Below are 25,790 nucleotides of genomic sequence, written 5' to 3' on the forward strand. Positions count from 1 at the left end.
GCATGCTGTCCATTCCCCGGAGTGCGCCAAACCAGCCTTCGGACCCCGCAATTGGGGCTCAACTCGCAGGGGAACTCAGACTTGCAAAGGGGACTCAGGCCTCCACGGGCCCGCCGTAGAGCTCGTCAATGATGGGGGCGAGGCGCTGCACGGCCTCACTGCGTTTGACTTTCAAAGAGGGGGTAAGCATCCCATTCGCCTCGGTGAAGTCCGATGCGAGGACCGTGAACTTGCGGATCGATTCGGCGCGGGAAACATGAGCGTTCGCAGAGTCCACAGCCTTTTGCAAGGAGGCAAAAACTTCGACGTTCGTCCTCGCATCGGCAACACTCATAGGAGGCAGGCCGTGAGACTCCAACCACACGGGCAGCATTTCCGCATCAAGGGTGATGAGCGCCGACACGAAGGGACGCTGATCACCGACGACGAGGACCTGCGAAATCAAAGGATGAGAACGCATCGGGTTCTCCAAGAGGGCCGGGGCGACGTTCTTGCCCCCGGCGGTCACGATGATCTCTTTCGCACGGCCCGTGATCCGCACATAGCCGTCACGATCCAGGGAGCCCAAGTCTCCGGTCTTGAACCATCCGTCCTCGGTGAAGCAAGCAGCGCTCGCCTCAGGGGCGTTATTGTAGCCGTGGAAGACCGAGGGGCCTTTGAGGAGAATCTCGCCCTCGTCAGAGATCTTGAAGGACATGGGCGGCAGTGCGGGGCCCACGGTCCCGATTTTCGACAGGCTGGGGGTATTGACCGACACCGGCCCCACTGTTTCCGTCAGGCCGTAGCCCTCCAAGACGGGGATGCCCAGCCCCCGGTAGAAGTGACCGAGCCAGGTCGCCAGGGGAGCGCCGCCCGAGACGATGTAGTGCGCGTTGCCGCCGACGAGCTTCACAATGGTCTGATAGACCAGCTTGTCTGCCACAGCATGCTGGGCTCGCAGCGAACGCGAGGGCCCCTCGGCGGTGTCGAGGGCCTTGGAGTATTCGATCGCCACATGGGCCGCCCAGCGGAAGATCTTCTTCTTCGCGCCTTTCGAGGCTTTCGCGTCCGCCGAGTTGTAGATCTTCTCCAAGACGCGCGGCACCACCAGCAGGTAGGAGGGCTTGAAGGACGCGAGGTCGGGCAGCAGGTTCTTGATATTCGGAACATGGGCCAAGACCCCGTTCCCGCTGATTTGGAAAACCTGCAGGAAGCGCGCGAACACGTGCGCGAGGGGAAGGAAGAGCAAAAGACGCGAGTCCTTCCCCGCTGCGATCTCCGGCATCCACGCGTGGGCGTTGAGGCACAGGTTCGTGAAATTCTCGTGGGTGAGTACGGTGCCCTTGGGGGTGCCGGTTGTTCCTGAGGTATACACGATCGTGGCGATATCGTCTTTCCTCAGGGCATCGGTGCGTGCCGTGACTTCAGTGCGGGGAATGCCCGCGCCCTCTGCGATGAGGGTCTCGATCGCCTCGGAGTCGAGGGAGAGAACGGTGACGTGGTGACGTCCGATCCGCTCAGCGGCGGCGCGCACGATCTCCGCCATTGACACGGTCTCGGTGATGACCAGGTCGACGTCGGCGTCGGAGAGCACATGGGCGACTTGCTCGATTGAACTCGTTTCGTAGATGGGCACCGGGATCAGGCCCGCACTCCAGGATGCGAAGTCCAGGAGAGTCCACTCATAGCGGGTGCGGCTCATGATCGCGATTCTTTGGCCGGGCACCAATCCTCGTGCGATGAGCCCCGCGGCCACCTGCTGAACCTCCTCGTGAAAGTCACGGGCGCTGACCGGCCGCCATGCGTCGCCCATGCCCAACTTGCGCAGGATGAGGGGGCGGCGGGCGGAGCGCTGAACCCTCTGCTTGAGCAGGAAGGGGATCGTCGTCGACTCGTCGATGCGCACAAGGGTCGGCGCATGCCACTCGAGGGCGTTCGTCGCACCGGCCTCTGCAAAGGCGCCGTCGTGTGCGAGAGCCTCGTCGATGGGCTTCTCATCTACTGTCATCGGGACTCCTGTTCGGGCGTGCATCAACGTGACTGCATCCAGCCTAAACCATGTGCCGTGCGGGATAGAGGGAAGAAATGATGATGGGAAAGGAGGAGGGGGATGTTTCAGAGGGGCAGGAGCCGCCTCGCTCCTGCCACCACTACGGACAGCGTGATTGAGAGGCCGCACTGGGAAAGAGAGACTGTGGTGTCGTGGTGCGGAGGCGGACGGAAGGAGAGAAGAACGCAATTCGGCGGGGAATACGAGCGAAATGAACGTGCGTTCCCGCAAAATTGGACGATGTAGCTCGTTAGAGGAAGACGAAGCAGTGTGCACTCAACGGGCGGGCATCAGCCCGAAATGCCGGATAAGCGCACGACTTGAAGCGGCTCCGGAGGAAGCGCCGCTGGCAGAAGGCGATCGACTAGTTCTCCCGCTCTCCTCCGCGCTGGTAAGGCGCGATCTCTTGAGGTCGGCGCAAAGAGTGACCCGGCCCGTATGGTTGACTTTTCGTGTAGCCGTTCACTGTATGTCCTCTTGGAGATTTGCGGCGTGTCTGTTCGTCCGAATTAGAGACCTCTGAAGAGACATCGTCTTCTGTTGAGAAAAGATCGTAATCATCATCATCGATCTCCTCGTCATCTGACCATTCGGCGTCTTCATAATCAGAGGAATCAGATTCTGAATTTCTTCTGGAAAGAAGCAAAAGCGCTCCGGCAGCCAGCGCGAAGCCTGCGATGATCGCTTTCTTGTGTTCCATCCAAAAGCTCTGCACTCGATCGGAAAGACTGCCTGCAGAAGACCCATGTTGCTCGAGGGGAGGAGAAGACGAGGTGTCCTCGCTGCTGGGCTCACCTGGTGGTGTCTCATCCTGGAGTTCCGTTTGCTCGATATCAGAGGTATCAAGGTCTTCAGAGGATCCCTTCTCGTCATTTGTGGGTGGGTGTTCGGGAGTATTAGTCATGCTTATCAACCTGATGCAGAGTGATGGGTTGTTACCCCGGGAAAGAGAGTTTTGTTGTAGCGGCGCGGAGATGGATGGAGGGGGAGAGGAACACTATTCGGCGAGGGGCGTGCGGCGTTGGATGAAATCGTGGAAGCCGGGGACGGTGAAAGCGACTCTGCCGAGCTCGGGCGAGTAGATGAGACCCTTGGAGATGAGGGCGGCCCGGATGGGCCCGAGAGACTGCGCCTTCTTGCCGAGGCGCTCGGCGATCGCCGAGGTCGCCGATGAGTCAGGTCCGTCAATGGCCATCGCCGACAGATAATCTCGTTCCGATGCAGTGGCGCGATCCCAACGGGCGGGGAAGAAGCCCGAGTCGAGTTGCGCGAATCCAAGAAGAAGGGCGTTGCGGGCGTCGTGCGCGGTGAAGGGGGACCCCTCGGCGACCCTCCACATGGCGGAACCGAGTTCCTGGATGAAGTAGGGGTAGCCCTGGGATTCCTCGGCGAGGATCACCAGGGCCTCCTCCTCGAACTCTGCGTCCATGGCGTGTGCGGGACCGAGGAGTGCGGCACGGGTCTCCTCGGCGTTGAGGGAGTCGATGATGCGGACATTGAACATCCTCTCCGCGTAGGATTTCGTTTCTGCGAGGATCTTGGGAAGATTCGGCAGTCCCGCGCCAATGATGTAGAAAGGCAGTGCGCGCTGGCTGCACTCGTGTTGGCACGAGAGCAGAGCTGCAAGTAGACCGGGGTCGAGGTCTTGGAGTTCGTCGATGAAGAATGCGATTCCTTTGTTCTCGTCGCGGAGGACTTCGGCGGTGTCGATGACGGCGTCGAGCAGATCGAGTTCATAGTTGCTCGTCGACGCCCGACCGGGGTCCCGGGCGACGCCGAAGGACACATCGGTGAGCCCGAGGGAGATATTGAAAGACGTGATCGTGGCGAGCATCTGACGGACGCGTGATGTGGATGCCTGTGCGGATCGGGCGAAAGATGCGGCGTTCAATCCCTGGATGAGGATCTGGCGCGCGGCGGTGGCCCCCGCTGTTCCCGAACTGGCCTCGAACTTCACCGCAACCCAGTTCGCGTTCTCTGCCTCCTGAAGCATACGGTTGAGCAGTACCGTCTTGCCGACGCCGCGCAATCCGACAAGGAGAATCGGCTGATCGGGGCCAAGACTGCGGGAGCTTCGGGTGATGAGTGAAGAGAAGAGCTTAAGATCCTCGTTACGGCCGACCAGCTCAACGGGCGGGCGGCCAGATCCGGATGTAGGGATTTGATGACGCATCCTTGTACTGATTATAGCTTTGTATAGCCCTGTATAGGGTTTTGCTATACAGGGCTATACAAAGCTATACGGGCGAGGGTGCGAGTCGCGAGAGCTATGCGTGTTGGCGCGCCAATGACGTCACGTGGGCACCGGCGAATGCCGATGCCCACTAGTCGGGATCACAAGGATCAGGCTTTCTTCTTCGCCGGAGCTTCGCCGAGTTCGAAGGAGATGACGCGAGTCTCAACCTCACCATCCTCGGCCGTCTCGTAGGAGACAAGCTCGAAGGGCCCCTCGACTTTCGATGCGGCGCTGAGGTCCGCGAGAACCCCCTCGATCGCGACCTTCGAAGCCTCAGGCACCTCAAGGCTGACCGTGAGGAAAGGTGTACGCGGAGACACCTTCGCCTCTGACTTCACGCGGCGCAGTGCGATGAGCGCGGCAGAAGCGGCGCGCAGGACGGACTCATCGCCGCCCACGCCCTCAAGCCCCTCGGCAGCGGGCCACCCGGCGCGGTGGATCGAGCCGGTGCGGTACCAACTCCACACCTCCTCGGTGACATACGGCAGGTAGGGGGCAAGCAGTCGACACACATTGTCGATGACGAGGGCGAGAGCCGCACGGGCCGAGGCGGCCTGAGCCTCACTCCACGCGCCCTCGCGGTTGTAGGCCCTCTCCTTGACGAGCTCGAGGTAGTCGTCGCAGAACGTCCAGAAGAAGGACTCTGTGACCTCGAGCGCGCGCGAATGATCGTAGGCGGCCAGGGCCTCGGAGGCTGCGGCGATGACGCGGCGCAGCTCGGCGATGACGGAGCGGTCGAGGTCCTCGGTCACATGCGACGGATCGAGGTCGAGATCGGCGCCTTCGCCGCCCATGGTGAGGGCGAACTTCGAGGCGTTGAGGATTTTGATCGCGAGTCTGCGGCCGATCTTCATCTGCTGCTCGTCGAAGGTCGCATCCAGGCCGAGCCTGGCCGACGCCGCCCAATAGCGCACCGCATCCGACCCGTATTTGACGAGCAGATCCATGGGCGTGACGACATTGCCCTTCGACTTGCTCATCTTCTTGTGGTCGGGGTCGAGGATCCAGCCGGAGATCCCCGCGTGCTTCCACGGCAACTCCCCGAACTCGAGGTTTGCGCGCGCCACCGAGGAGAAGAGCCACGTGCGGATGATGTCCTGGCCCTGCGGGCGCAGGTCCATCGGGTAGGTGCGCGAGAAGAGGTCGTCATCGCTCAACCATCCGGACACGATCTGCGGGGACAGGGACGAGGTCGCCCACGTGTCCATGATATCGAGTTCGCCGACGAAACCGCCGGCGACGCCCCTCTGGTCGGGCGCATACCCGTCAGGGGTATCGGATGATGGATCTACAGGAAGTGCGTCTTCGCCGGGGGTGATGACCTGGGAGTAGTCGACCTCGCCGTTCTCATCGACCTCGTACCACAGCGGGAAGGGCACGCCGAAGAAGCGCTGGCGCGACACCAGCCAGTCGTTGTTCAGGCCCGTCACCCAGTTCTCATAGCGCACGCGCATGAAATCGGGATGGAACTCGAGTTCGCGGCCGCGTTCCACGAGTTCCGCATTCAGGTCCTGTCCGGAGGCGGGGTTCGTCCACGACTTGCCGCCATTGCGGATGTACCACTGGCGGGAGGTGACGATCTCCAGGGGCTTGTCGCCTTTTTCGTAGAAGTTCGTCTGGCGGACTGTCTTGAACGGCTCGCCGCGCATTTCGCCCGACGCCGCGAGGCGCTCGACGAGGGCTTGGCGCGCAGAGAAGGTCGTCTTGCCGGCGATCTCTTCGAAGGCGGCGACGCCCTCGGCAGAGGTGACCCACTCGGGGACCTCGGATTGGATGCGCCCGTCCTTGCGCAAAATGGCGCGCAGCGGAAGATTGAGGTCGCGCCACCAGTCGATATCGGTCGTGTCGCCGAAGGTGCAGCACATCGCGATGCCCGCGCCTTTGTCCATCTCCGCCTGCGGGTGGGCGAGGACCGGCACCTCGACCCCGAAGACCGGGGAGGAGACGGTCGTGCCGAAGAGCGGCTTGTAGCGCTCATCATCGGGGTGAGCGACGAGGGCGACGCACGCCGCGAGCAGCTCCGGGCGCGTCGTCTCGATGCACACGTCGACGCCGTCTTCGACGGGTGCGCCCGCGGCTGCGGCCCTCGCCGCCGCATCGGCGTCAGTGATGTGGAAGGCGAGGCGGTGATAGAAGCCGGGGTATTCGCGTGATTCCAGCTCAGCTTGGGCGACCGCGGTTTGGAAGGTCACGTCCCACAGGCCGGGCGCCTCGCTCTGATAGGCTTCACCGCGCTTGAGGTTGCGCAGGAATGCGGCCTGGGCGACCTTTCGGGCGCGCTCGCCGATGGTCTGGTAGTTCTGCTTCCAGTCGATCGACAAGCCGAGGTAGCGCCACAGCGCCTCGAACACGGCCTCGTCCTCGACGGTGAGGCGCTCGCACAATTCGACGAAGTTCTTGCGCGAAATGGGCTGCTGGTCCTTGGCCTTGATGGACTTGCCCTCTCCGCCTTCGTGTGGGGGAGTGAAGTCCTCGACATAGGGGAGTGTCGGGTCGACTCGCACGCCGTAATAGTTCTGCACGCGGCGCTCGGTCGGTAGACCGTTGTCGTCCCAGCCCATCGGGTAGAACACCGACTTGCCGGTCATGCGCTGGTAGCGGGCGATGACATCGGTATGCGTGTAGGAGAAGACGTGTCCAACGTGGAGGGAGCCGGATACCGTCGGCGGCGGAGTATCGATCGAGTAGACCTGTTCGCGCGTCGCGGTGCGGTCGAATGCGTAGGTGGATTCCGCCTCCCACTGGTCGCTCCACTTGGCTTCCAGGCCCTCCGCTCCGACGCGGTCGGGCACTGACGGTGCGGGAACTGATGTCGGGGTCTGGTCGGGACGTTCGCCCATATCCGTATTCTCCATCCGAGTCGTGGACACGTACCGTCTAAGCCTAGGGGGTGTGGGCCGGATGGGACCAATGCCTCCGCTGAAATCGACTGTTGTGCGGGTTACATGTGTGATCGGGGGCGTTGGTACCGGGAGACGTCGCCATGGACAGAAGTAGACATAATGTCTATACTTAATGTCTATGCCACTGATGCGATTTACCCGATTACCCGAACACAAGCAAGCCGCGCTGCTGGATGCTGCAGAAATGCGCCTTGCTCAGGCTGGGCATGCCCCTGTTTCATGGAATGAACTGCTTGAAGCCATGCAGTTGCCAAGGGCATCGGCCTACACCTACTTCGATGGCCGAGAAGACCTCGTTGACACCGTCATCCGGCGTGTCGCCGAGCGTGTCGGCACCTCATTAGGCCAATGGAAAACAGTCGAAACGGGGGACGAGCTATGGGCGCAGTGGGAATGTTCTGTTCGCAGAGTACTCGGTTTCCTGAGTGAGCACCCCTCTGCCGGTTCGATTTTACGAACCTACCTGATACCATCGCGGATTCCCATTGTACGGGGGTGGATCGTCGCCGCCTTCGACAATGCCCGCGCAGTTGGGATCGTCACTGATGACCTGCCGCGCGATCTTGTCGCTGACTCAACGCTCGCTCTGCTGGGAGTTCTCGATGCCTGGGTCATTGAGAAAATCGAATCCCAGAGCGAATACCCCGACTTCTCCACAGTACACACATTGATGTCGCGCCTTTGGGGGGCTCAGTGAAAACTGTCATATCCAATGTTCGCATGATCGATGGTACCGGACGCACTGCCCGAGACGGGATGACGGTGATCATCGAGGGGGGTCGTTTTACCCGCATCACTCCTTCCAGGGCGCCCATCCCCGGAGCCCGGTGCATCGACGGTACGGGAAAGGCCCTCATCCCGGGGCTTATCGACGCACACAAACACATCATGAATAACGGCGGCGATCACATGGCCGTCGGCCTCACCCCTCGGGGTGTTTTCGACAATCTCGTCACAATGATCAGAGGTGGAATAACGACGATCCTCGACCTGGGATCTGCCGATGTCATCCGTGTCTTACGACACGCCCCCGGTCCGAGACCAAGGATCCACACCGCTATCTCCATCGTTACTAACCCGGGTGGATACCCCGCCGAATACATGCCGCGGCGCTTCTACCGGATGGGAGCGGTACGCGAATGTCAGAGCCCGGCGCAAATACGCCGAGCCGTCCGTCGACTGGCACGGGTGGGAGTCTCCGCTATAAAAACCGCCATCGTATCGCGCACTTTTGATGGCAAGCCGGTGCGCGGATGGTCGGATGCCCAACTCAATATTCTCACTGACGAGGCCCACCGTCATGGACTGATGGTTTGTGCACACCTCACCTACGCAATCGACTACGCCCAGGCCGCCAGGTGCGGGGTCGATAGCGTGCATCATGCCGCCTTCGATGGCGTGATCACCGATCGGGCGGCTGATGGGCTGATCGAAGCGGGAGTCATTTTCGTGCCCACTTTGAGTCTGGCGAGTCTCTTGATCGAAGGCATGCACCACCGTTGGTGTGACGATCCCCAGTTCACCGCCGGACTACCGCCTGCGCTCGTGCACAATATGCGCGAGTTCACGACACACTATGAGCAGTGTCCGCCGGACAGGCCGGTTCCAGGCTTCTTCGTATCTCTTCCGAAGAAAGAATGGGATTCGGTACTGGAAAACCAACTGAGCAATGTTGCGAAGTACATCGAACGAGGCGGCACTATTGCTCTGGGTACGGATTCGGCGCTCGGGTTTTCGCTTCATGGCACGCCGGTACGGGAAATGGAGCTAATGGTTGAAGCGGGGCTCAATACCGTCCAGGCTGTTCAAGCTGCGGGGCAGAACGCTGCGCGGGTGTTTTCCCATAAGGAGAACATCGGTACCATTACACCGGGAGCCTTGGCCGATTGTCTCCTCGTACCCGCCGAAATCACCACATCAATGAGTCAGTTGGCTGATATTTCGACTGTAATCCAAGGGGGGAGAATCATCCGTTAAATGCAAGGTACGGTACTGTCAGCGGCGTCGAACCGGCGGAATCTTCGTCGTTACCTTGCACGGGCGGATATCTCCGCGTCTTTGGCGATCGCAGCGTCGACGGCCTTGACGAGCGAGGTCGACAGTCCGGCCTCCTGCGCGGCGAGCAGGCCGACGATCGTCGTCCCGCCGGGCGAACAGACCTGATCGATGAGTCCGGATGGGATGATGCCCCTGTCACGCGCGTCGAGAACGAGGTCGGCAGACCCTGCGAGCGCCTGCGCGGCGATCACCGTCGCCGCATCCTTGGCCAACCCGTGCTTGACTCCCGCACGGGCGAGGGACTCGATGATCTGGAAGATCCACGCGGGTGCGCAGCTGGCGAGGGCCTGGAACGCGGGGAACTCTTTTTCGCTCAGGCGCACGGTCCGCCCGACTGCGTTCATGAGGCGCTCGACCGCGCCGATCTGCTCCTCGGTGGCACCCGTCTGGCAGATCGCGCTCATCGACTGTCCGATCTGCGCGTTGACATTCGGCATAACCCGCAGCAGCGGCACGGCCGCGCCGAAATCCTCAAGGATTGCGTCCATGGTGCGTCCAGCGGCGAGCGACACAACGCACATGTCCTCGCGTTCACGGACGATATGGGCGATGGAGTTGATGACCTTCGGTTGAACATTCGGTTTGACGCCGAGGATGAGGATATCGACTTCGCGTGCGAGGGCGGTGTTCGAGCGGGCGGTCGACGCGCCGAGTTCAGCCGCCAAGGCCGGGGCGTGAACGCGGTTGAGGTCCGTGAAGATGAAGTCGTAGCCGTTCATCCCCGCTGCGACTGCGCCGCGGGCAATGGCGGCGACCATGGAGCCGGCTCCGATGAAACCGATGCGCATGGCGAACTCCTTCCAACGACTCGTGGTCTCATGGAGAACCTTAACGCCCTGCGGCGTGTCCGACGGCACTCGTCCGCCTGCACGTCCGCACATGGCGACCCTGAAGACACCGGGCAGTGACGCAAGATCAGCGCTTCCTGGTGCCGAAGATCGAGCGGGTGATCTCGCGGCCCGCCGTGCGCAGCATCGACCCGACGACGGACTCCATCTGGCGGGCGCGGCGCTCCGAGGCGCGCTGCTTCGCGGCCTCGTCCTTCTCGCGCTCACGTTCGAGGGCGCGCTGCGCCTTCTCCAACTCCCTGGCCTGGGCGACGCGTTCCTTTTCCAGGCGTTTCGCCTCCTCCGCGGCTTCCTTCTCCGCCTGTTTGCGCGCGGCCTCCTCTTCGGCGATGCGCTGCTTCTCCGCCTCGGCCTCTTCACGGCGGGCGATGAGCTTCTCCTCCGCGGACTCGGGGTTGACGGCGGTGCCGTACTTCGCCATAAGAGGAGACTGGGAGAGCAGAAGCGCCAGCGTTTGGGCGGACGCGGGGCCCATGACGGAGGCCGGCGCCCAGATCGCCGTCGGGGCGACCGGCGTGGGGCGGCCATTGGGGCCCAAGACAGTCACGATCGCTTGGCCGGTGCCCAGATTCGTGAGCACCTCGTCGAGTTGGAGCGGCGTATTGGGGAAGGTCTGAACCGTCGCTTTGAGCTTCTTATGATCGTCTGGGGTGGAGGCGCGCAGACCGTGCTGGATACGAGAACCCAGTTGAGCGAGAACATCGGCGGGGATGTCCTTGGGAGTCTGCGTGACGAAGACGACGCCGACGCCCTTGGAACGGATGAGGCGCACCGTTTGAACGACCTGTCGGACGAACTCCTTCGTCGCATCGGTGAAAAGCAGATGGGCCTCATCGAAGAAGAAGACGAGGCGCGGATGATCAACGTCGCCGACCTCGGGGAGGGTGGAGAACAAATCGGCGAGCAGCCACATGATGACCGCCGAGACGAGTCCGGGGCGCTGAGAGATATCGCCGACGCCGAGGAGGGAGATCATGCCCCGCCCGTCGTGGTGGGTGCGCATGAGGTCCTGGGTGTCGAAACCGGGATCGCCGAAGAACCGGTCGGCACCCTGGGATTCGAGGGCGGTGAGGGTCCTGAGGATCACGCCCGCCGTCGCCGTGCTCACCCCACCGATCGACGACAGCTCCGTTTTCCCGTCGTCGCTGGTGAGGTAGGAGATGACGGCGCGCAGGTCGGCGAGGTCGATGAGTTCGAGGCCATTCGAGTCGGCCCAGGTGAAGATGAGTTGGAGGGCCTGCTCCTGCGTAGTGTTGAGGTCGAGAGCGCGTGCGAGCAGGATCGGTCCGAAGTCCGAGATGCGAGCGCGGATCGGGGTCCCGTTGAACTGCTGGGTCGCCCCTCCCAGGGCGAGCAGGTCGACGGGGAACGAGGCCGGAGCCCAGTCCTGTCTGTTCGCACTGGTGCGGGCGAGGAGCTTCTCCGAGGAAGGGCCTGGTTCCGCCAGCCCCGTCAGGTCGCCCTTGACATCGCACAGGAGGACGGATGAACCTGCGGCGGACAGCCCCTCGACGAGGAGCTGAAGCGTGCGGGTCTTGCCCGTGCCTGTCGCACCCGCGACAAGGAGGTGGCGGTTGAACATCGACAGGGGGATCGCGGTCGTCACCCCGACGACGCGTTCATCGCCGTCGAGGAGCGTGCCAAGAGTGATGGCGGGGACCTCGTAGGAATAGGCGGCGCGGATCTCCTCGATGAAGGGAGAAGCGACAGGATCGGGCGCGGGTTCGCGTGCCGGGGCATCGGACGCCTCGGGCGCGGCGACTCCGGGGGCCGACTCCTCGGAGGAGTTGATAGGAGCAGGAGCATCGCCGGGGGCGCCGCCCGCCGTCGGGGCTGCGTCGCTCGGGGAAGGGGAAGCTGCGGCGAGTCGGGCTTCGAGGGCCTCCGCCTTGGCACGGGCCGCCTCGGCCTCAGCCGCCTTGGCCTGGGCCTGGGCTTCAGCGAGTTGGGCGCGCAGAGCGGCGATGTCGTCAGTCATGGTTGTCCTATTCGCGACGGTGGCCATCCTCCGAGGATGAGCACATGATATGGGTCGAGACTAGCGCGAAATGAGCCGATACGAGCGTCAATGGAGGTGCCTGAGCATGTCACGCCGTTCGTGCACAGCCCCGCGTGTGCACACTGCGCTGCCAGTTGCGCCCCTGTCCACAGCCGTACTCGACGAGGAGCACATCCATGGTTGCGCATCGTTAGCGTTTGCCTATGGATCCGATGACGCGCCTGAGGCTCACAAGACTCACTCGCGCCGTCTACCAGCCGGATCCTGCAAGCGGCGCACGCCCTGCCAGGTGCGTGAGATGGCTCCCATCGCCCGCTTCCGCCATAGCTCTCGTCATTGTCCTCGTGTGCGTTACCGGATTCGGGTTGGCGAGGTCGGGGGCATTCGAAGGGGAGGCGCCTCAATCGCCCTCGCCCACCGCACCGACGCAGGACGGGACAAGTGAACAAACGGACAGAATCGACACTGGTCCAGTGTCCCCTTCCCAACAGCGAGCACCAGTCGGCCTCGTCGTCTACGTCACAGGGCGGGTTGGACAGCCCGGAGTCGTCGAACTCGACGCCGGGGCGCGCGTCGGCGACGCCCTTGAGGCAGCTGGAGGGGCGCTCGACGACGCCGACCTCGACTCAATCAACCTCGCGAGGCGACTCGTTGACGGCGAGCACATTACGGTCACCGCAGTGGGGGAAGAGGCTCCCGCGCAGGGGACGACCGGGCGGGACAGCGGTGCTTCGTGTATCGATCTCAATAGTGCATCTGCAGCTGAACTTGAAGCACTCGACGGAGTGGGGCCCTCCCTCGCGAAGAAGATCGTCCAGTTCCGAGACGAATCGGGACCCATTGACAGCGTCGACGACCTCGGCGCGGTGTCGGGCATCGGGCCCGCCGTGATCGCAAAGATCCGAGCAGGAGCATGCCAATGACGATGCCACCACTCGTTTTAGGCGCAGCCGCGAGGGCTCCGCAGATGTCGGACTGGCGTCTGATCCCGTCGGCGTTCGCTGCTTGGACGTGCGCTCTTATCGCAACAGGGGTGTCGATCCCGCCGCCCGTGGTCGTCCTCGTCGTCATATCTTTCGTGCTCGGCGCGTCCGCTGCGCTGTGGTCAAGACAGCGCACCCGGCGCCCTCGGCCCCGCCACGCGCTGACGCCGGGCGGTTCCATCAGACTCGCCTTCGCGCTCGTCCTCATGAGCGCCGTGTGCGCACTCATCACTGGATCAGCGGCGCGCATCGCCCTCGCCCAATCCCCTCTCATCGAGGCAGCGTCGAAGAACCTGCTCATCAGCCTCGACCTGCGAGTGAGGGACGACCCTGCGCCCTTCGCTTCCTCCTTCACAGCGGGCGTCCGCCGCATCCCCTGCGATGTCATCTCCATGAGGCGAGGGCAGACACTCTACGACGAGAGAGCGCCGATCCGCGTGTTCGTCATCGGATCGGGGTGGGAGGACATCGCCCGCGGCGATATTGTCGCAGTGCGCGGCATTATCGACACGTCATTTCATGCGGAGCCCCCGTGGGCGGGAACCCTGCGGGTGGACGACCCCGTCCTCGTGGAACGCCCGGGAGGCTGGCGTGCCCTGGTGCGCACCACCCGCTCCCGCCTCGTTGACGTTGTCGCTCCCCTCGACGCTCAAGGGCGCGCGCTCGTCCCCGGAATGGCGATCGGCGACGACCGCGAACTCGACGACGACCTGGCCGACGCCATGCGAGTGACGTCCCTCACCCACCTGACGGCGGTATCGGGGTCGCATATGGCGATCCTCATTGGATCGGTGAGTCTCCTCGTCCCGGCGACCAAGAGGTGGCGCGGAGTCGCCATCATCGGGACCCTCATCGTCATTGTCGCCCTCGTCGGGCCGCAGGCCAGTGTCCTGCGCGCAGCGTCCACCGTCAGCTTCGGCGTCCTAGCTCTGATGACGGGGCGCGAGGGACAGGCGAAGGCCGCGCTGTCCGCTGTCGTCATCGCCACGGTCGTCGTCGACCCCTGGTCGGCCAGGGACTTCGGGTTCGCGCTTTCCGTTATCGCAACTTTTGCCGTCATCAGCCCCGCACGCGCCACCATCCGATGGTCGCGCGAACATATCCGCACCGACAGCCTTACCGGGCGGGCAGTCGATCGCATCATCGTCGCCACAGCCGTCCCCTTTTACTGCCAGCTCCTGTGCTCGCCGATCCTCATGCTCATGAACGCCCAGACGTCGCTCTATGCGGTCCTCGCCAATGTCATCGCGTCGCCCGCGATCGCCCCGGCGACCATTCTCGCCCTAGCGGCGACCCTACTGGCGCCGTGGGCTCCGGGCGCGGCATACGTCCTCGCGTCATGTGCCAGCACCTTCACCGCGTGGATCGCAGGAACTGCCCGCATCGTCGCGGAACTCCCCGGAGCGGATATCGCGACGCCGGGCGTCGTCGGGGCAGTGATGCTCATCGCTACGGGCGTCCTCGTAGTGGTCCGCGTCGCTGCGCACACGGTGCGCCGGGGTGACAACCCCCACGAAGACGGGGAATCGGGTCGACGCGGAGGCACAGAGGCCGTCACTTAGTGACACACTTGTGCATTGATAGCGCGTGCAGGTGAGGAGGGAACATGCCAGGACGCTCGTCACGGCCCCCACAACCCGCGCGGATCGAACTGGCGCCCCTCGTCCTCATCAAAGGACAAGAGGGCCTGCTCATCGACCGCGCCATTGCGCAACTGCGCCGCCAAGCCCTCGAATCCGACCCCCAGGTCGAGCGGACCCAATTATCGGCCGCCCACTATCAGTCGGGGGACCTAGCGGTACTCACATCCCCCTCGCTTTTCGGCGAAGCCCGACTGATTACGATCCACGACCTCGAGACCGCACCGGCCGCCTTCGTCGACGAGATGCTCGCCTACTTGGACGCGCCCGAACCTGACGTGTGGATCCTGCTCATCCACCCCGGCGGCAATGCGGCCGGGAAGAAGCTCACCGACGCGATCGCCAAAGCGGGCTACCCGGTGATCCCGGCCGCGAAAATCACGAAGGAATGGGAGAAGCTCGACCTCATCAAGACGCAGGTGCGCAATGCGAACCGGCGGATGGAAGCCCCCGCCATGCAGGCCGTCGTCGACGCCCTCGGCGACGATCTACGGGCGATGGTCGCTGCAGTCGACCAGCTCCTCGCCGATGTCGAGGGGAATATCAGCGTCGCCGACGTGCGCCGCTACTACGCGGGCAGGATTGAGGCCAAGGGATTCGACGTCGCCGACGCCGTGGTTTCGGGTGATACGGCGAAGGCGCTGACGCTCTTGCGCCACGCCCTCGCGACGGGGATCGCGGGCCCTGCGATCGTCGGCGCCATCGCGATGAAGATCCGAGTCCTCGCGAAAGTATCGGGGGCTCCCAACGCCTCCGCCGCCCAGCTGAGAATGGCGGACTGGCAGTTGAGGAACGCCCGCAAGGACCTCTCCGGGTGGTCTGATCGGGCGCTCGGACGGGCGATTGAGACTCTGGCGATCACCGACGAGGAGACGAAAGGAGCATCGAGGGATGCCGACTATGCCATGGAGAAGGCCGTCATCACGATCTGTTCCCTGCGTCGGCGCTGATCGCATGCCGGTGATGCGCTCGAGAGGAGAGGACTGAATGACAACCGTCAGGACACTGCTGCGCGCGCTGCGCGAATACACGAGAGCCGCCGTCGAGACGCCCCTGCTCATCACCGGTGAAGTGATCCTCGAGTGCGCTCTGCCCTTCGTCATGGCGATGCTCGTCGACTCGCTCTCCGATGCCGCTGGAATGGGGCCGATTCTGCGGATCGGCGCCGTCCTCGTCGTCATGGCGATGCTCTCCCTGCTCTTCGGAGTCCTCGCCGGCGCGCGGGCCGCGACCGCATCAGCGGGTTTCGCCCGTCACCTGCGCCAAGACCTGTTCTTCAAGGTTCAGGACTTCTCATTCGCGGATATCGACTCCTTCTCATCGGCGTCGCTCGTCACCCGCATGACAACTGACGTGACGAATGTGCAGAACGCCTTCCAGATGCTCATCCGCGTCGCGGTGAGGGTCCCCCTCATGGTGATCTTCTCCGTCGTCATGACCTTCACGATCAATCCGCGCATCGCCCTCATCTTCCTTGCAATGCTCCCCCTCCTGGCAGGCGCGCTCTTCGGGATCGTCTTCTACGTCTTCCCCGTGTTCAAGCGGATCTTCAAGAAATACGACGCCCTCAACAACTCCGTCCAGGAGAACATCGACGCCATTCGCGTCGTCAAGTCCTTCGTCGCTGAAGAGCACGAGAAACAGCGCTTCAGACGCGCCTCGGGGGATGTCGCACAGGACTTCACCTTCGCTGAGAAAGTCCTCGCGCTCAACAACCCGATCATGTCGTTCTTCATCTTCACCGCGATCATGCTCGTCAACGTCGTCGGTGCGCGCATCATCATCGTCACGAACGGAGCGGAGCTCACCACCGGACAGCTCTCCTCCCTCATGACCTACGGCATTCAGATCCTCGTCGCCATGATGATGCTCGCCTTCATCTTTGTCATGACGACCATGGCGGCAGAGTCCGCGAACCGCATCGGGGAGGTCCTCACCCATGAACCCACGCTCACCTCGCCCGTCGACGGGGTGAGCATCGTCGAGGACGGCTCCGTCGTCTTCGAGAACGTCTCATTCGCCTACTCTGCGGACGCCGAGACGAAGGCGCTAACGGATATCTCCCTGTCGATCGAGTCGGGTGAGAGGATCGGCATCGTGGGGGCGACGGGCTCTGCGAAGACGACGCTCATCCATCTCATCTCCCGCCTCTACGACGCCTCCGGGGGACGAGTCCTCGTCGGAGGGACGGATGTGCGCGACTACGATCTTCATGCCCTGCGATCTCAGATCGCCGTCGTCCTGCAGAAGAACGTCCTCTTCTCCGGGACGATCGCCGAGAACCTGCGCTGGGGCGATCCCGATGCGACGGATGAGGAGTTGCACGCCGCATGCGTCCTCGCGAACGCCGACGAATTCATCTCCCAATTCCCCGACGGCTACGACACGATGATCTCCCAGGGCGGCACGAATGTGTCGGGCGGTCAGAAGCAGCGCCTGTGCATCGCCAGGGCGATCCTCAAGAAGCCGAAGGTCCTCATCCTCGACGATTCAACATCCGCGGTCGACACCAAGACCGATGCGCGCATCCGCTCCGCGCTGCGATCCCGCATCCCCGGTACGACGACGATCATCATCGCCCAGAGGCTCTCCTCGGTGGAGGACGCCGATCAGATCGTCGTCCTCGACGACGGGCGCATTGCGGAACAGGGGACCCACGCGCAACTCATGGCCAACCACGGCCAGTATCGGCAGATCTACGACTCCCAGAACCGCTCACACGACGAGGTCGCATCATGACGCCGCACACTTCGGGAAGCTTCGCCAGACTCAACCGCTATCTCTTCGCGCGCTATCCGGTGCGCCTCATTATCGTCGCCGTGTGCATCGTCATCGGCTCAGCCGCGTCGACCGTGTCCATGGTGTTCCTCCAGCGGATCGTTGACGAGGTGATCACGCCCGGCATGACCGTCGGCTACGACGCGGTGTCGGTACTGCTGTGGCGTATCATCGCCATGATGGGCGTCGTCTACCTGCTCGGCGTCGTCGCGAACTTCGTGTATACGAGGATCATGGCGACGGTGACGCAGGGGACCCTCAAACACATGCGCGATGACATGTTCGACCGCATGCAGACGCTTCCGATCAAATATTTCGACACTCACGCCCACGGGTCGATTATGTCGACCTACACGAATGACACGGACGCGATCCGCCAACTCATCGGCCAGTCCCTGCCCACTCTCATCCAATCGGGTCTGACAATCGCGGCCCTCGTCGCCGTCATGCTGTATTTCAGTCTGTGGCTGACGATCCTCGTCGTCCTCTTCTCGATCCTCATGGTGATCGTCACCCGCAGGCTCGGCGGATTGTCCTCGACGTACATGGTCGCCCAGCAGAAGTCCCTCGCCGCCGAAGAGGGATTCATTGAGGAGATGATGGCGGGCCAGAAGGTCATTCAGACCTTCACCCACGAGGACCAGGCGAAAGAGGAATTCCTCGTCTTTAATCATGCGCTCTTCGCAGATGCAGAGAAAGCCAATCAATACGGCAATGTGCTCATGCCAGCGCTCGGCAATATGGGCAACCTGCTGTACGTCCTCGTCGCCGTCGTGGGAGGGGCACTGCTCGAACTGCGGGTGACGAACGTTGGTTTCGCAGGCATGTCCGTCATCACCGTCGGGATCATCGTCTCCTACCTCGGTATGGTGCGACAGCTGTCGCAGACGATCGGCCAGGCGTCCATGCAGGTCGCGCTCATCGCCATGGGCGTTGCGGGTGCGTCGCGCGTCTTCGAGCTTCTCGACCAGGAGGCTGAAACGGATTCGGGCTATGTCGGCCTCATCAACGCCCGTATCACTGACGAGGGCGTGGAGCCTGCCCAGGAGCATACCGGCGAGTGGGCGTGGCGCCACCCGCACAGCGCAGACGGCTCCGTCACCTACACGCCGCTGCAAGGCGAGATCATCTTCGAGAATGTGGACTTCTCCTACGACGGGGAGCACGACGTCCTGCACGACATCTCACTATGGGCAGAACCCGGCCAGAAAATCGCCTTCGTCGGTGCAACCGGTGCTGGAAAGACGACGATCACGAACCTCATCAACCGGTTCTACGATATCTCCTCGGGTAAGATCCGCTACGACGGCATTAACATTTCGAAGATCAACAAGGCGGATCTGCGCAGGTCCCTTGGCGTTGTCCTCCAAGACGTCCGCCTATTCACCGGCACTGTCATGGAGAACATCCGCTACGGGCGCCTCGATGCGACCGATGAGGAGTGCATCCGAGCCGCCGAACTCGCCAACGCCGATAGTTTCATCCGCAGACTCCCCCACGGTTACGACACGGTGCTCACGGGCGGCGGCACGAACCTGTCGCAGGGGCAGGCCCAGTTGCTGTCGATCGCCCGTGCCGCAGTCGCCGACCCGCCGGTCATGATCCTCGACGAGGCGACGAGTTCGATCGACACCCGTACGGAGGCCCTCGTGCAACAGGGGATGGACAACCTCATGAAGGGGCGCACCGTTTTCGTCATTGCACACCGACTGTCAACGGTGAGGAACTCCGATGCGATCATGGTCCTCGACCACGGGCGCATCATTGAGAGGGGCTCGCACGACGAACTGCTTCAGGCGCGGGGCGTCTACCATCAGCTGTACACCGGCGCCTTCGAACTCGAATAGGCGTCGGGACTGCGAAGACAACGAAGTGGGCCGCATCATTGGGGTGCGGCCCACAGTCGTCGACGAAAAAGTAGGTCAGCCGAGCTTGGAAACGCGGCGGGCGAGTTTGGACTTGCGGTTCGCGGCCTGGTTCTTGTGGATGATGCCCTTCGACACAGCCTTGTCGAGCTTGCGGGAAGCGACCCTGAGAGCCTCGACGGCTGCTTCCTTATCGCCGGCCTCAACGGCTTCGCGGGTCTTGCGAACCAGGGTTTTGAGCTCGGACTTGACGGACTGATTGCGCAGACGACGCTTCTCGTTGGTGCGGATGCGCTTCATCTGGGACTTGATATTTGCCACAGTAGGAAAACTCCTCGATTGACGTTCTGACAGGGTCGGTGAGGGCTGAGTCGGAACCGGGACTGGGACGTGGGGACATCCGTGAACGGTTCAGACCAGACCCCCTGCCCGACCAGGCCGGGAGTCCGACTGATAACACTACCAGGCTCCGTCCCACGGATTCACGCTCCTCCTGCGAATCGGCCCGTGAACACTGTCACGTTCAGGCTCGCGCGGACGGCGCAGGGCCGCGCACCGTGACGGCCGGGCCGCTCAGGCGTGCTCGCGCACCGCGTCGACGATCGTCTGCCAGGTGGACCTCGGAAGGATCGCTCCCTCGCGACGCACCTCCGCGGCTTCGACTGCGAGCGCGCGATTGACTCTCACCTCGGAGGGCCGCCCCTTCGGATCCCACGGCCCGGAACCGATATCGAGCCAATAGCGCCCCCAGTGCACCTCAGAAGCGGCATCACGATCGTGGTCCTTCGAGGTGAGTTGGACAACGTACAGGAGCGTCCCATCGCGTCCGAGGACGACGACGGGACGGTCCTTGCCCTGGGTGGCATCCTCTTCGAAGGGAACCCATGTCCACACGATTTCACCGGGGTCCGCGTTGCCGTCTGCGGAGGGGGCGTAGGACAGGTGGGACAGCGCCTCATCGATGCGGACCTCTCGGATCGTCCGAGTAGTGTCGGCTCCCCGACTGCACGAGGACGCCGACGAATGCGCCGATTGGGAGCGATCGGATGAGCGACGCGCTCGTGTAAGGGGCTTCTTCCCCGACTCCTCCAGGGCATCGACGAAAATGCGGCCAACGGTGCGCAGCAGCGACTCGGCTGAGAATGCCATGACGGTCCTTCCGCTCATGCGGGTTCGAGTTGAGTAGGCATCGCCGGTGCGTCGGCGCCCGGCGCGCGTGCGAGGCGGGATCACCGCTTCGTCCACACCCAGATCGTATCCACAGCCGCTCAGATCGGGCGGCAGTTATCCACAGGTTGTCGGCCCCCACTAGCGTTCGGACACGCGGGGAGGCGATGCTCTCGTTATCCGATTCGCAGCCCCAAGGAGGAGCAATGCCACCGCCGTCACAACCGCATCGCGCCCTACTCGAACGCGCCGTCCTCGCAGCACTCGAAGGGGACTACTCGGCGGCTTGCTCCAGCGCCCATACCGTCCTCGAATCCGGTGTCAGCGGCGAAGAGCGATTGAGCGTCTACCGGCTCCTCATCGACTGGAACCGCGCGATCGGCGACGCAGTGGAGTGCAAGAGGCTTGCATCGAGGGCCGTGAGGGAGGGCAGTGAGGATCTCGGGCAGACTCACGAGGCCGTCCTCGTCGCCCGTAACTCCGAGCTCTACTGGATGTGCATGGTCGGATACGACAGCGTCGCCAAGACCCGATTCGCATCCCTCATCAAAGACGTCAAAAAGACCCTCGGAGCGACATCCGACCTCATGTGGGCCGTGCGTGTGAACTCTGCGATGCCCGCGAAGCTGAGCGGCGACTTCAAACGTGCAGCGGCCATCTACCGAGAACTCGCCGCCGATATGGAGAAGGTCGTCGCACCGTCCGACATCGCTCTGCTGACGGTGAGAGACAATCTCGCTGAAGTGCTCGCCCTCGCCGACGACTTCGACGAGGCGAGGGGAGTCTATGCGGCGCTGCTCGACACCCTCGTCGCAGAATTCGGCGAGGAGGATTGGCGGTGCCTGAGGGTGCGCGGGGAGATCGCCGAAATCGACTACTACCGGCTCGGCTACGACCAAGTCCTCGACCAGTGGCTCGACCTTATCGCTGACTATGAGCGTGCGGGCGCACCCGGGAGCGAGAGAGCACTGCGCATGGTGTCCCTCCTCATTGCGGCCGCCATCGAAGCCGAGGACTTTCAGACGGCTAGGACTTGGCTCGCGCGACTCATCGCCGACCCTCCCTCCGAGCTCAACGAGCGCGATGTGGAGGAGCTGGAGGCGATGATGCGCGAATACGACGAGGGACTCGCACCAGCGGGGTGTGCGCGAACTGGCAGCGCGTGAAGTGGCATCCGCGCGGCGAACAATGGGACGATAGGTGCGCATATACCTGGAGGTTCACGTGCCTATCCCCACGCCGACGCAAGAAGCACTGATCCGTCCTGCTCACACCGAGCAGGACCGAATCCGCAACTTCTGCATCATTGCGCATATCGACCATGGAAAGTCGACGCTCGCCGACCGCATGCTTCAACTGACCGGCATCGTCGGACAGCGCGACATGCGCGACCAGTACCTCGACCGCATGGATATTGAGCGCGAGCGCGGCATCACCATCAAGTCGCAGGCAGTGCGCATGCCGTGGGCAGTCGGCGATGACGCCTACGCGCTCAACATGATCGACACCCCCGGACACGTCGACTTCACCTATGAAGTGTCGCGCTCCCTGGCCGCATGCGAGGGCGCGGTCCTGCTTGTCGACGCCGCGCAGGGCATTGAAGCTCAGACACTGGCCAATCTTTACCTCGCGATGGAGAACGACCTCGCGATCATCCCGGTGCTCAACAAGATCGATCTGCCCGGTGCCCAACCCGACAAATACGCCCACGAGGTCGCCCAACTCATCGGCTGTGATGAATCGGAGATCCTCAAAGTCTCCGGCAAGACCGGCGAGGGCGTACCCGAACTCCTCGACCGCATCGTCGAGGTCGTCCCCGCACCCGAGGGCCGACCCGACGCGCCGACTCGCGCAATGATCTTCGACTCCGTCTACGACACGTACCGGGGCGTTGTCACCTACGTGCGAGTCATTGACGGAGAACTGACAACCCGTCAGCGCGTCACTATGATGTCGACGGGCGCCACCCACGAGCTCCTCGAAATCGGCGTCATCTCCCCGGAGCCTACTCCCGCTGAGGGCATCGCAGCAGGCGAAGTCGGCTACCTCATCACCGGCGTCAAAGACGTGCGCCAATCCAGGGTTGGCGATACCGTGACCTCCGCGGTGCGCGGAGCAGACGAGCCCCTGTCGGGCTACCATGATCCGCGCCCCATGGTCTTCTCGGGCATCTACCCGGTCGACGGCTCCGACTTCCCGGATCTTCGCGACGCCCTCGAGCGCCTCCAACTCAACGACGCGGCCCTCACCTTCGAACCGGAGTCCTCCGCCGCGCTTGGCTTCGGCTTCCGCTGCGGCTTCCTCGGCCTGCTCCACCTCGAGATCATCCGCGAGCGCTTAGAGCGCGAATTCAACCTCGATCTCATTGCAACCGCCCCGAATGTCGTCTACGACGTCGTCACCGAGGACGGGACGGTGGTGCGCGTGGAGAACCCCTCGGCCTTCCCCGGGGGCAAGATCTCAGAAGTCCATGAGCCCGTCGTCCAGGCGACGATCCTCACGCCGACGGACTTCACTGGAACGGTGATGGAACTGTGTCAGGAGAGGCGCGGAACCATGAAGGGGATGGACTATCTGAGCGAGGAGCGGGTGGAACTGCACTACCTGCTGCCCCTGGCGGAGATCGTCTTCGACTTCTTCGACCAACTCAAGTCCCGCACCCGCGGCTACGCCTCCCTCGACTACCAGGAGTCGGGCGAGCAGGTGGCCGACCTCGTCAAGGTCGACATCCTCCTCAACGGCGACAGGGTCGATGCGTTCAGCGCGATCGTCCACAAGGACGGCGCCTACGCATACGGCCAGCGGATGACGAAGCGCCTCAAAGAACTCATCCCCCGTCAACAATTCGAGATCCCCGTCCAGGCGGCCGTCGGGGCGCGCGTCATCGCCCGCGAGACGATTAAGGCACTGCGCAAGGACATGCTCGCCAAGTGCTACGGCGGCGACATCACCCGTAAGCGCAAGCTCTTGGAGAAACAGAAAGAGGGTAAGAAGCGCATGAAATCCATCGGACGCGTTGACGTCCCCCAAGAGGCCTTCATTGCGGCACTCACCTCGGATGCGCCGACCGGGAAGAAATAATGATGGCGGATCGGCCGAGCCGGAAGTGTGTGGGGACATCCGCCGAGGGGGTGTACTACGCCCGGACGAAGTCCTTCATCCGCCGCAGTCGTGAACTCCCCGCGAACCTGCAGCGCACGTGGGAGCGTCACGGCGCCGACTACGTCGTCGAGGTCGAGCGGGGAATCGGGCGCACCACCGTTGCCGACTCCGTCCGCCTCGACGTATCCGCACTCTTCGGCCGCGCCGCGCCGCTGACGGTGGAGATCGGCTCGGGAACGGGGGAACAGATCGTCCACTCCGCCGCCGTCCACCCCGATCGCGACTACCTCGCTTTCGAAGTGTGGGTCCCCGGCATTGCGAAACTCATCTCGAAGGCCGTGGCAGCGGGGGTGGGTAACGTCCGCGTCATCGAGGTTGACGCCCAACAGGCGTTCCCCGTTGTCTTCGACGAAGCCGTGGCCGACGAGGTGTGGACCTTCTTCCCCGACCCGTGGCGCAAAGCCCGCCACCACAAGCGCCGCCTCGTTGCCCCGCCCTTCGCTCTCGACGTGGCGAGGGTTCTCGCAGACGGGGGAGTGTGGCGCCTGGCGACCGACTGGGATGACTACGCGTGGCAGATGCGTGACACCATCGAGGACTGCGATGTGTTGGCGAACCCCTACGAGGGCGAGCGCCCCGATCCCCAAGACCCGCAGCCCGACCGCGGGGGCTTCGCGCCGCGCTTCGCCGGACGAATCATCACGCATTTCGAGACCCGCGGCATCGACGCGGGCAGGCGCGCACACGATATCGTGGGCGTCCGCCTGCCCCGCGCCGAGCACGGGGCGGACGGGGAGTCGCGCAGTGTCCGATAGGCCGGTGGTCGCGCGAGAGGCAATGGGGCGGCGATGAGTCCCCGCCAGCCTGACGGCATTCCGTGGCCGCTCAACGGCGCGCTCGATCCGGGCCTCGTTGAAGCGGAGGAGGGCAGGCCGCTGAGCCTTTATCTGCACGTCCCCTTCTGCCGGGTACGATGCGGCTACTGCGACTTCAACACCTACACCGTCGGTTTCGGCCAGGGCGCCGAACCCGGCTCCTATGCGGCGTCGATTGCCCGCGAGGCCCGCTTGGCCGCAGAGGTTCTCGCCGACGCGGGTATGTCCCCGCGGTCCGCGAGCACCGTGTTCATCGGCGGCGGCACCCCGACGTTGCTCGATGCGCGCGAACTCGCCGACATGCTCAGGGCGTGCCGTGATGAGATCGGCATCGCTGAGGGCGCGGAGATCACCGTCGAGGCGAATCCCGATACCGTCGACGCCCGCTCCCTCGAAGTGCTCGCGGAGGCGGGAACAAGCCGCGTGTCCATCGGCATGCAATCCGCCGTCCCCCACGTCCTTGCCGCCCTCGACCGCACCCACACTCCCGCCAGCGTGCCCCGAGCCGTCGAGACCGCCGCATCGCTCGGCCTCGACACGTCGGTCGACCTCATCTATGGGACGCCGGGAGAGTCCCTCGCCGATTGGGAGACGTCCCTGACAGAGGCGATCGCCATGAATCCCGATCACATCAGCGCCTACGCCCTCGTCATCGAGGAGGGGACGAAAATGGGGGCGCAGGTCGCGAGAGGTGAGATCCCAACGCCCGACCCCGATGACGAAGCGGCGAAATACGAGCTCGCGGACCGGCTCCTGGCAGATGCGGGATACCGGTGGTACGAGATCTCGAACTTCGCCCGCGTCGAACCCGGCGAGGAGGACGAGGTCGGCACGCGGCTGGCTCACGCCTCTCGCCACAACCTCGCCTACTGGCGCGACTGGGACTGGTGGGGGATGGGGCCGGGCGCCCACTCCCACATCGGCCGCTACCGCTGGTGGAACGTCACGCACCCGGGCGCATACGCGGTTCGCCTATCCTCGGGCCGGTCGCCGGCCGTAAAGGGGGAGATCCTCGATGCGCCCACGCGCGCCCTCGAGAAGGTGATGCTCGCCGTGCGGACAGCTGAAGGGGCGCGCATTCAGGACGCTCTGGAGGCGCAGGCCGTCGCCCCCCTCATCGCCGAGAAGCTGATTGAGGGGAGTGCTGCGCTGAAGGGGAGGATAGTTCTCACACTTCACGGCAGGCTCCTCGCCGACGCGGTAACACGCCGACTGGCGGGATTCTGAACGGCATCGTTTCATCGCGCGAGGCCGCGACTCAGCACATAGGGTGAGGAGGGACAGGGCCGCAGTGCGGCCGCCATTCA

Annotated in this window: 19 protein-coding genes; 11 read left to right on the top strand and 8 right to left on the bottom strand. The window is 63.5% G+C overall.

Features of this window, described 5'->3' with window-relative positions; translation table 11 throughout:
* Positions 1-94: 94 nt before the first annotated feature.
* From BQ7471_RS04445 to valS, 4 genes are all read right to left on the bottom strand, one after another.
* A complete protein-coding gene (locus BQ7471_RS04445; protein WP_076464555.1) occupies positions 95-1,987 on the bottom strand; it encodes an AMP-dependent synthetase/ligase in 1,893 nt (630 codons plus the stop codon).
* 406 nt (positions 1,988-2,393) lie between these two features.
* Complete coding sequence (locus BQ7471_RS11085) at positions 2,394-2,933, bottom strand: hypothetical protein (RefSeq protein WP_129583359.1); 540 nt, start codon at positions 2,931-2,933, stop codon at positions 2,394-2,396.
* A 93-nt stretch (positions 2,934-3,026) separates the two neighbouring features.
* Positions 3,027-4,202 carry an ATP-binding protein gene (locus BQ7471_RS04450; RefSeq protein WP_083663260.1) on the bottom strand — a complete coding sequence of 392 codons (1,176 nt, stop codon included), beginning with the start codon at positions 4,200-4,202 and terminating at the stop codon, positions 3,027-3,029.
* 170 nt (positions 4,203-4,372) lie between these two features.
* Positions 4,373-7,105: a valine--tRNA ligase gene (valS, locus tag BQ7471_RS04455; protein ID WP_076464556.1), complete on the bottom strand. Its 2,733-nt coding sequence runs from the start codon at positions 7,103-7,105 to the stop codon at positions 4,373-4,375.
* Positions 7,106-7,280: 175 nt separating this feature from the next.
* Between valS and BQ7471_RS04460 the strand changes: the two genes are divergently transcribed.
* The gene (locus BQ7471_RS04460) at positions 7,281-7,865 is read left to right on the top strand and encodes a TetR/AcrR family transcriptional regulator (protein WP_083663261.1); all 585 of its coding nucleotides are present in this window, start codon (positions 7,281-7,283) and stop codon (positions 7,863-7,865) included.
* A gap of 23 nt (positions 7,866-7,888) precedes the next feature.
* Positions 7,889-9,145 carry an amidohydrolase family protein gene (locus tag BQ7471_RS04465; protein WP_076464559.1) on the top strand — a complete coding sequence of 419 codons (1,257 nt, stop codon included), beginning with the start codon at positions 7,889-7,891 and terminating at the stop codon, positions 9,143-9,145.
* A gap of 50 nt (positions 9,146-9,195) precedes the next feature.
* Here the strand turns inward: BQ7471_RS04465 and proC are convergent, their stop codons facing one another.
* Positions 9,196-10,014 (bottom strand): pyrroline-5-carboxylate reductase, encoded by an 819-nt coding sequence (proC, locus tag BQ7471_RS04470; RefSeq protein ID WP_076464561.1) that lies wholly within the window; start codon positions 10,012-10,014, stop codon positions 9,196-9,198.
* A gap of 127 nt (positions 10,015-10,141) precedes the next feature.
* Positions 10,142-12,052 carry a helicase HerA-like domain-containing protein gene (locus BQ7471_RS04475; protein WP_076464562.1) on the bottom strand — a complete coding sequence of 637 codons (1,911 nt, stop codon included), beginning with the start codon at positions 12,050-12,052 and terminating at the stop codon, positions 10,142-10,144.
* A 494-nt stretch (positions 12,053-12,546) separates the two neighbouring features.
* Here BQ7471_RS04475 and BQ7471_RS11335 point away from each other — a divergent pair, with 494 nt between their 5' ends.
* The 5 genes from BQ7471_RS11335 to BQ7471_RS04500 are packed head-to-tail and all read left to right on the top strand — an operon-like array spanning position 12,547 to position 19,321.
* Entirely contained in the window at positions 12,547-12,996 is a 450-nt protein-coding gene (locus tag BQ7471_RS11335; protein WP_159438515.1) for a ComEA family DNA-binding protein, read from the top strand.
* Complete coding sequence (locus tag BQ7471_RS04485) at positions 12,993-14,618, top strand: ComEC/Rec2 family competence protein (protein ID WP_159438516.1); 1,626 nt, start codon at positions 12,993-12,995, stop codon at positions 14,616-14,618. Before BQ7471_RS11335 ends, BQ7471_RS04485 begins: the two co-directional genes overlap by 4 nt.
* Before the next feature lie 44 nt (positions 14,619-14,662).
* Complete coding sequence (gene holA, locus BQ7471_RS04490; protein WP_076464567.1) at positions 14,663-15,646, top strand: DNA polymerase III subunit delta; 984 nt, start codon at positions 14,663-14,665, stop codon at positions 15,644-15,646.
* 37 nt (positions 15,647-15,683) lie between these two features.
* A complete protein-coding gene (locus BQ7471_RS04495) occupies positions 15,684-17,435 on the top strand; it encodes an ABC transporter ATP-binding protein (RefSeq protein ID WP_076464568.1) in 1,752 nt (583 codons plus the stop codon).
* Positions 17,432-19,321 (top strand): ABC transporter ATP-binding protein, encoded by a 1,890-nt coding sequence (locus BQ7471_RS04500; protein WP_076464570.1) that lies wholly within the window; start codon positions 17,432-17,434, stop codon positions 19,319-19,321. Before BQ7471_RS04495 ends, BQ7471_RS04500 begins: the two co-directional genes overlap by 4 nt.
* A 75-nt stretch (positions 19,322-19,396) precedes the next feature.
* Here the strand turns inward: BQ7471_RS04500 and rpsT are convergent, their stop codons facing one another.
* Positions 19,397-19,660: a 30S ribosomal protein S20 gene (rpsT, locus tag BQ7471_RS04505; RefSeq protein WP_076464572.1), complete on the bottom strand. Its 264-nt coding sequence runs from the start codon at positions 19,658-19,660 to the stop codon at positions 19,397-19,399.
* A 252-nt stretch (positions 19,661-19,912) separates the two neighbouring features.
* Positions 19,913-20,488: a type II toxin-antitoxin system PemK/MazF family toxin gene (locus BQ7471_RS04510; RefSeq protein WP_076464573.1), complete on the bottom strand. Its 576-nt coding sequence runs from the start codon at positions 20,486-20,488 to the stop codon at positions 19,913-19,915.
* 224 nt (positions 20,489-20,712) lie between these two features.
* On the opposite strand from BQ7471_RS04510, the gene BQ7471_RS04515 reads away from it, so the two are divergent.
* Genes BQ7471_RS04515 through hemW form a run of 4 tightly spaced genes read left to right on the top strand, consistent with a single transcriptional unit; the run spans position 20,713 to position 25,710 of the window.
* Positions 20,713-21,672, top strand: coding sequence for a hypothetical protein (locus BQ7471_RS04515; RefSeq protein ID WP_076464575.1), 960 nt, complete (start codon positions 20,713-20,715; stop codon positions 21,670-21,672).
* 58 nt (positions 21,673-21,730) lie between these two features.
* Positions 21,731-23,587, top strand: coding sequence for a translation elongation factor 4 (gene lepA, locus BQ7471_RS04520; RefSeq protein ID WP_076464577.1), 1,857 nt, complete (start codon positions 21,731-21,733; stop codon positions 23,585-23,587).
* Complete coding sequence (gene trmB, locus BQ7471_RS04525; RefSeq protein WP_076464578.1) at positions 23,587-24,423, top strand: tRNA (guanosine(46)-N7)-methyltransferase TrmB; 837 nt, start codon at positions 23,587-23,589, stop codon at positions 24,421-24,423. The genes lepA and trmB overlap by 1 nt, the downstream gene beginning before the upstream one ends.
* Before the next feature lie 33 nt (positions 24,424-24,456).
* The gene (hemW, locus tag BQ7471_RS04530; protein WP_076464580.1) at positions 24,457-25,710 is read left to right on the top strand and encodes a radical SAM family heme chaperone HemW; all 1,254 of its coding nucleotides are present in this window, start codon (positions 24,457-24,459) and stop codon (positions 25,708-25,710) included.
* The last annotated feature ends 80 nt before the right edge of the window (positions 25,711-25,790 follow it).

Origin of the sequence: Actinomyces mediterranea (assembly GCF_900155595.1) — a bacterium.
Taxonomy (GTDB): Bacteria; Actinomycetota; Actinomycetes; order Actinomycetales; family Actinomycetaceae; genus Pauljensenia; species Pauljensenia mediterranea.

Coding starts and splice junctions, on each gene's coding strand:
- BQ7471_RS04445 (WP_076464555.1), bottom strand. CDS start 1,987: ATGACAGTAGATGAGAAGCCCATCGACGAGGCTCTCGCACACGACGGC.
- BQ7471_RS11085 (WP_129583359.1), bottom strand. CDS start 2,933: ATGACTAATACTCCCGAACACCCACCCACAAATGACGAGAAGGGATCC.
- BQ7471_RS04450 (WP_083663260.1), bottom strand. CDS start 4,202: ATGCGTCATCAAATCCCTACATCCGGATCTGGCCGCCCGCCCGTTGAG.
- valS (WP_076464556.1), bottom strand. CDS start 7,105: ATGGGCGAACGTCCCGACCAGACCCCGACATCAGTTCCCGCACCGTCA.
- BQ7471_RS04460 (WP_083663261.1), top strand. CDS start 7,281: ATGTCTATGCCACTGATGCGATTTACCCGATTACCCGAACACAAGCAA.
- BQ7471_RS04465 (WP_076464559.1), top strand. CDS start 7,889: ATGATCGATGGTACCGGACGCACTGCCCGAGACGGGATGACGGTGATC.
- proC (WP_076464561.1), bottom strand. CDS start 10,014: ATGCGCATCGGTTTCATCGGAGCCGGCTCCATGGTCGCCGCCATTGCC.
- BQ7471_RS04475 (WP_076464562.1), bottom strand. CDS start 12,052: ATGACTGACGACATCGCCGCTCTGCGCGCCCAACTCGCTGAAGCCCAG.
- BQ7471_RS04485 (WP_159438516.1), top strand. CDS start 12,993: ATGACGATGCCACCACTCGTTTTAGGCGCAGCCGCGAGGGCTCCGCAG.
- holA (WP_076464567.1), top strand. CDS start 14,663: ATGCCAGGACGCTCGTCACGGCCCCCACAACCCGCGCGGATCGAACTG.
- BQ7471_RS04495 (WP_076464568.1), top strand. CDS start 15,684: ATGACAACCGTCAGGACACTGCTGCGCGCGCTGCGCGAATACACGAGA.
- BQ7471_RS04500 (WP_076464570.1), top strand. CDS start 17,432: ATGACGCCGCACACTTCGGGAAGCTTCGCCAGACTCAACCGCTATCTC.
- BQ7471_RS04510 (WP_076464573.1), bottom strand. CDS start 20,488: ATGGCATTCTCAGCCGAGTCGCTGCTGCGCACCGTTGGCCGCATTTTC.
- BQ7471_RS04515 (WP_076464575.1), top strand. CDS start 20,713: ATGCCACCGCCGTCACAACCGCATCGCGCCCTACTCGAACGCGCCGTC.
- trmB (WP_076464578.1), top strand. CDS start 23,587: ATGATGGCGGATCGGCCGAGCCGGAAGTGTGTGGGGACATCCGCCGAG.
- hemW (WP_076464580.1), top strand. CDS start 24,457: ATGAGTCCCCGCCAGCCTGACGGCATTCCGTGGCCGCTCAACGGCGCG.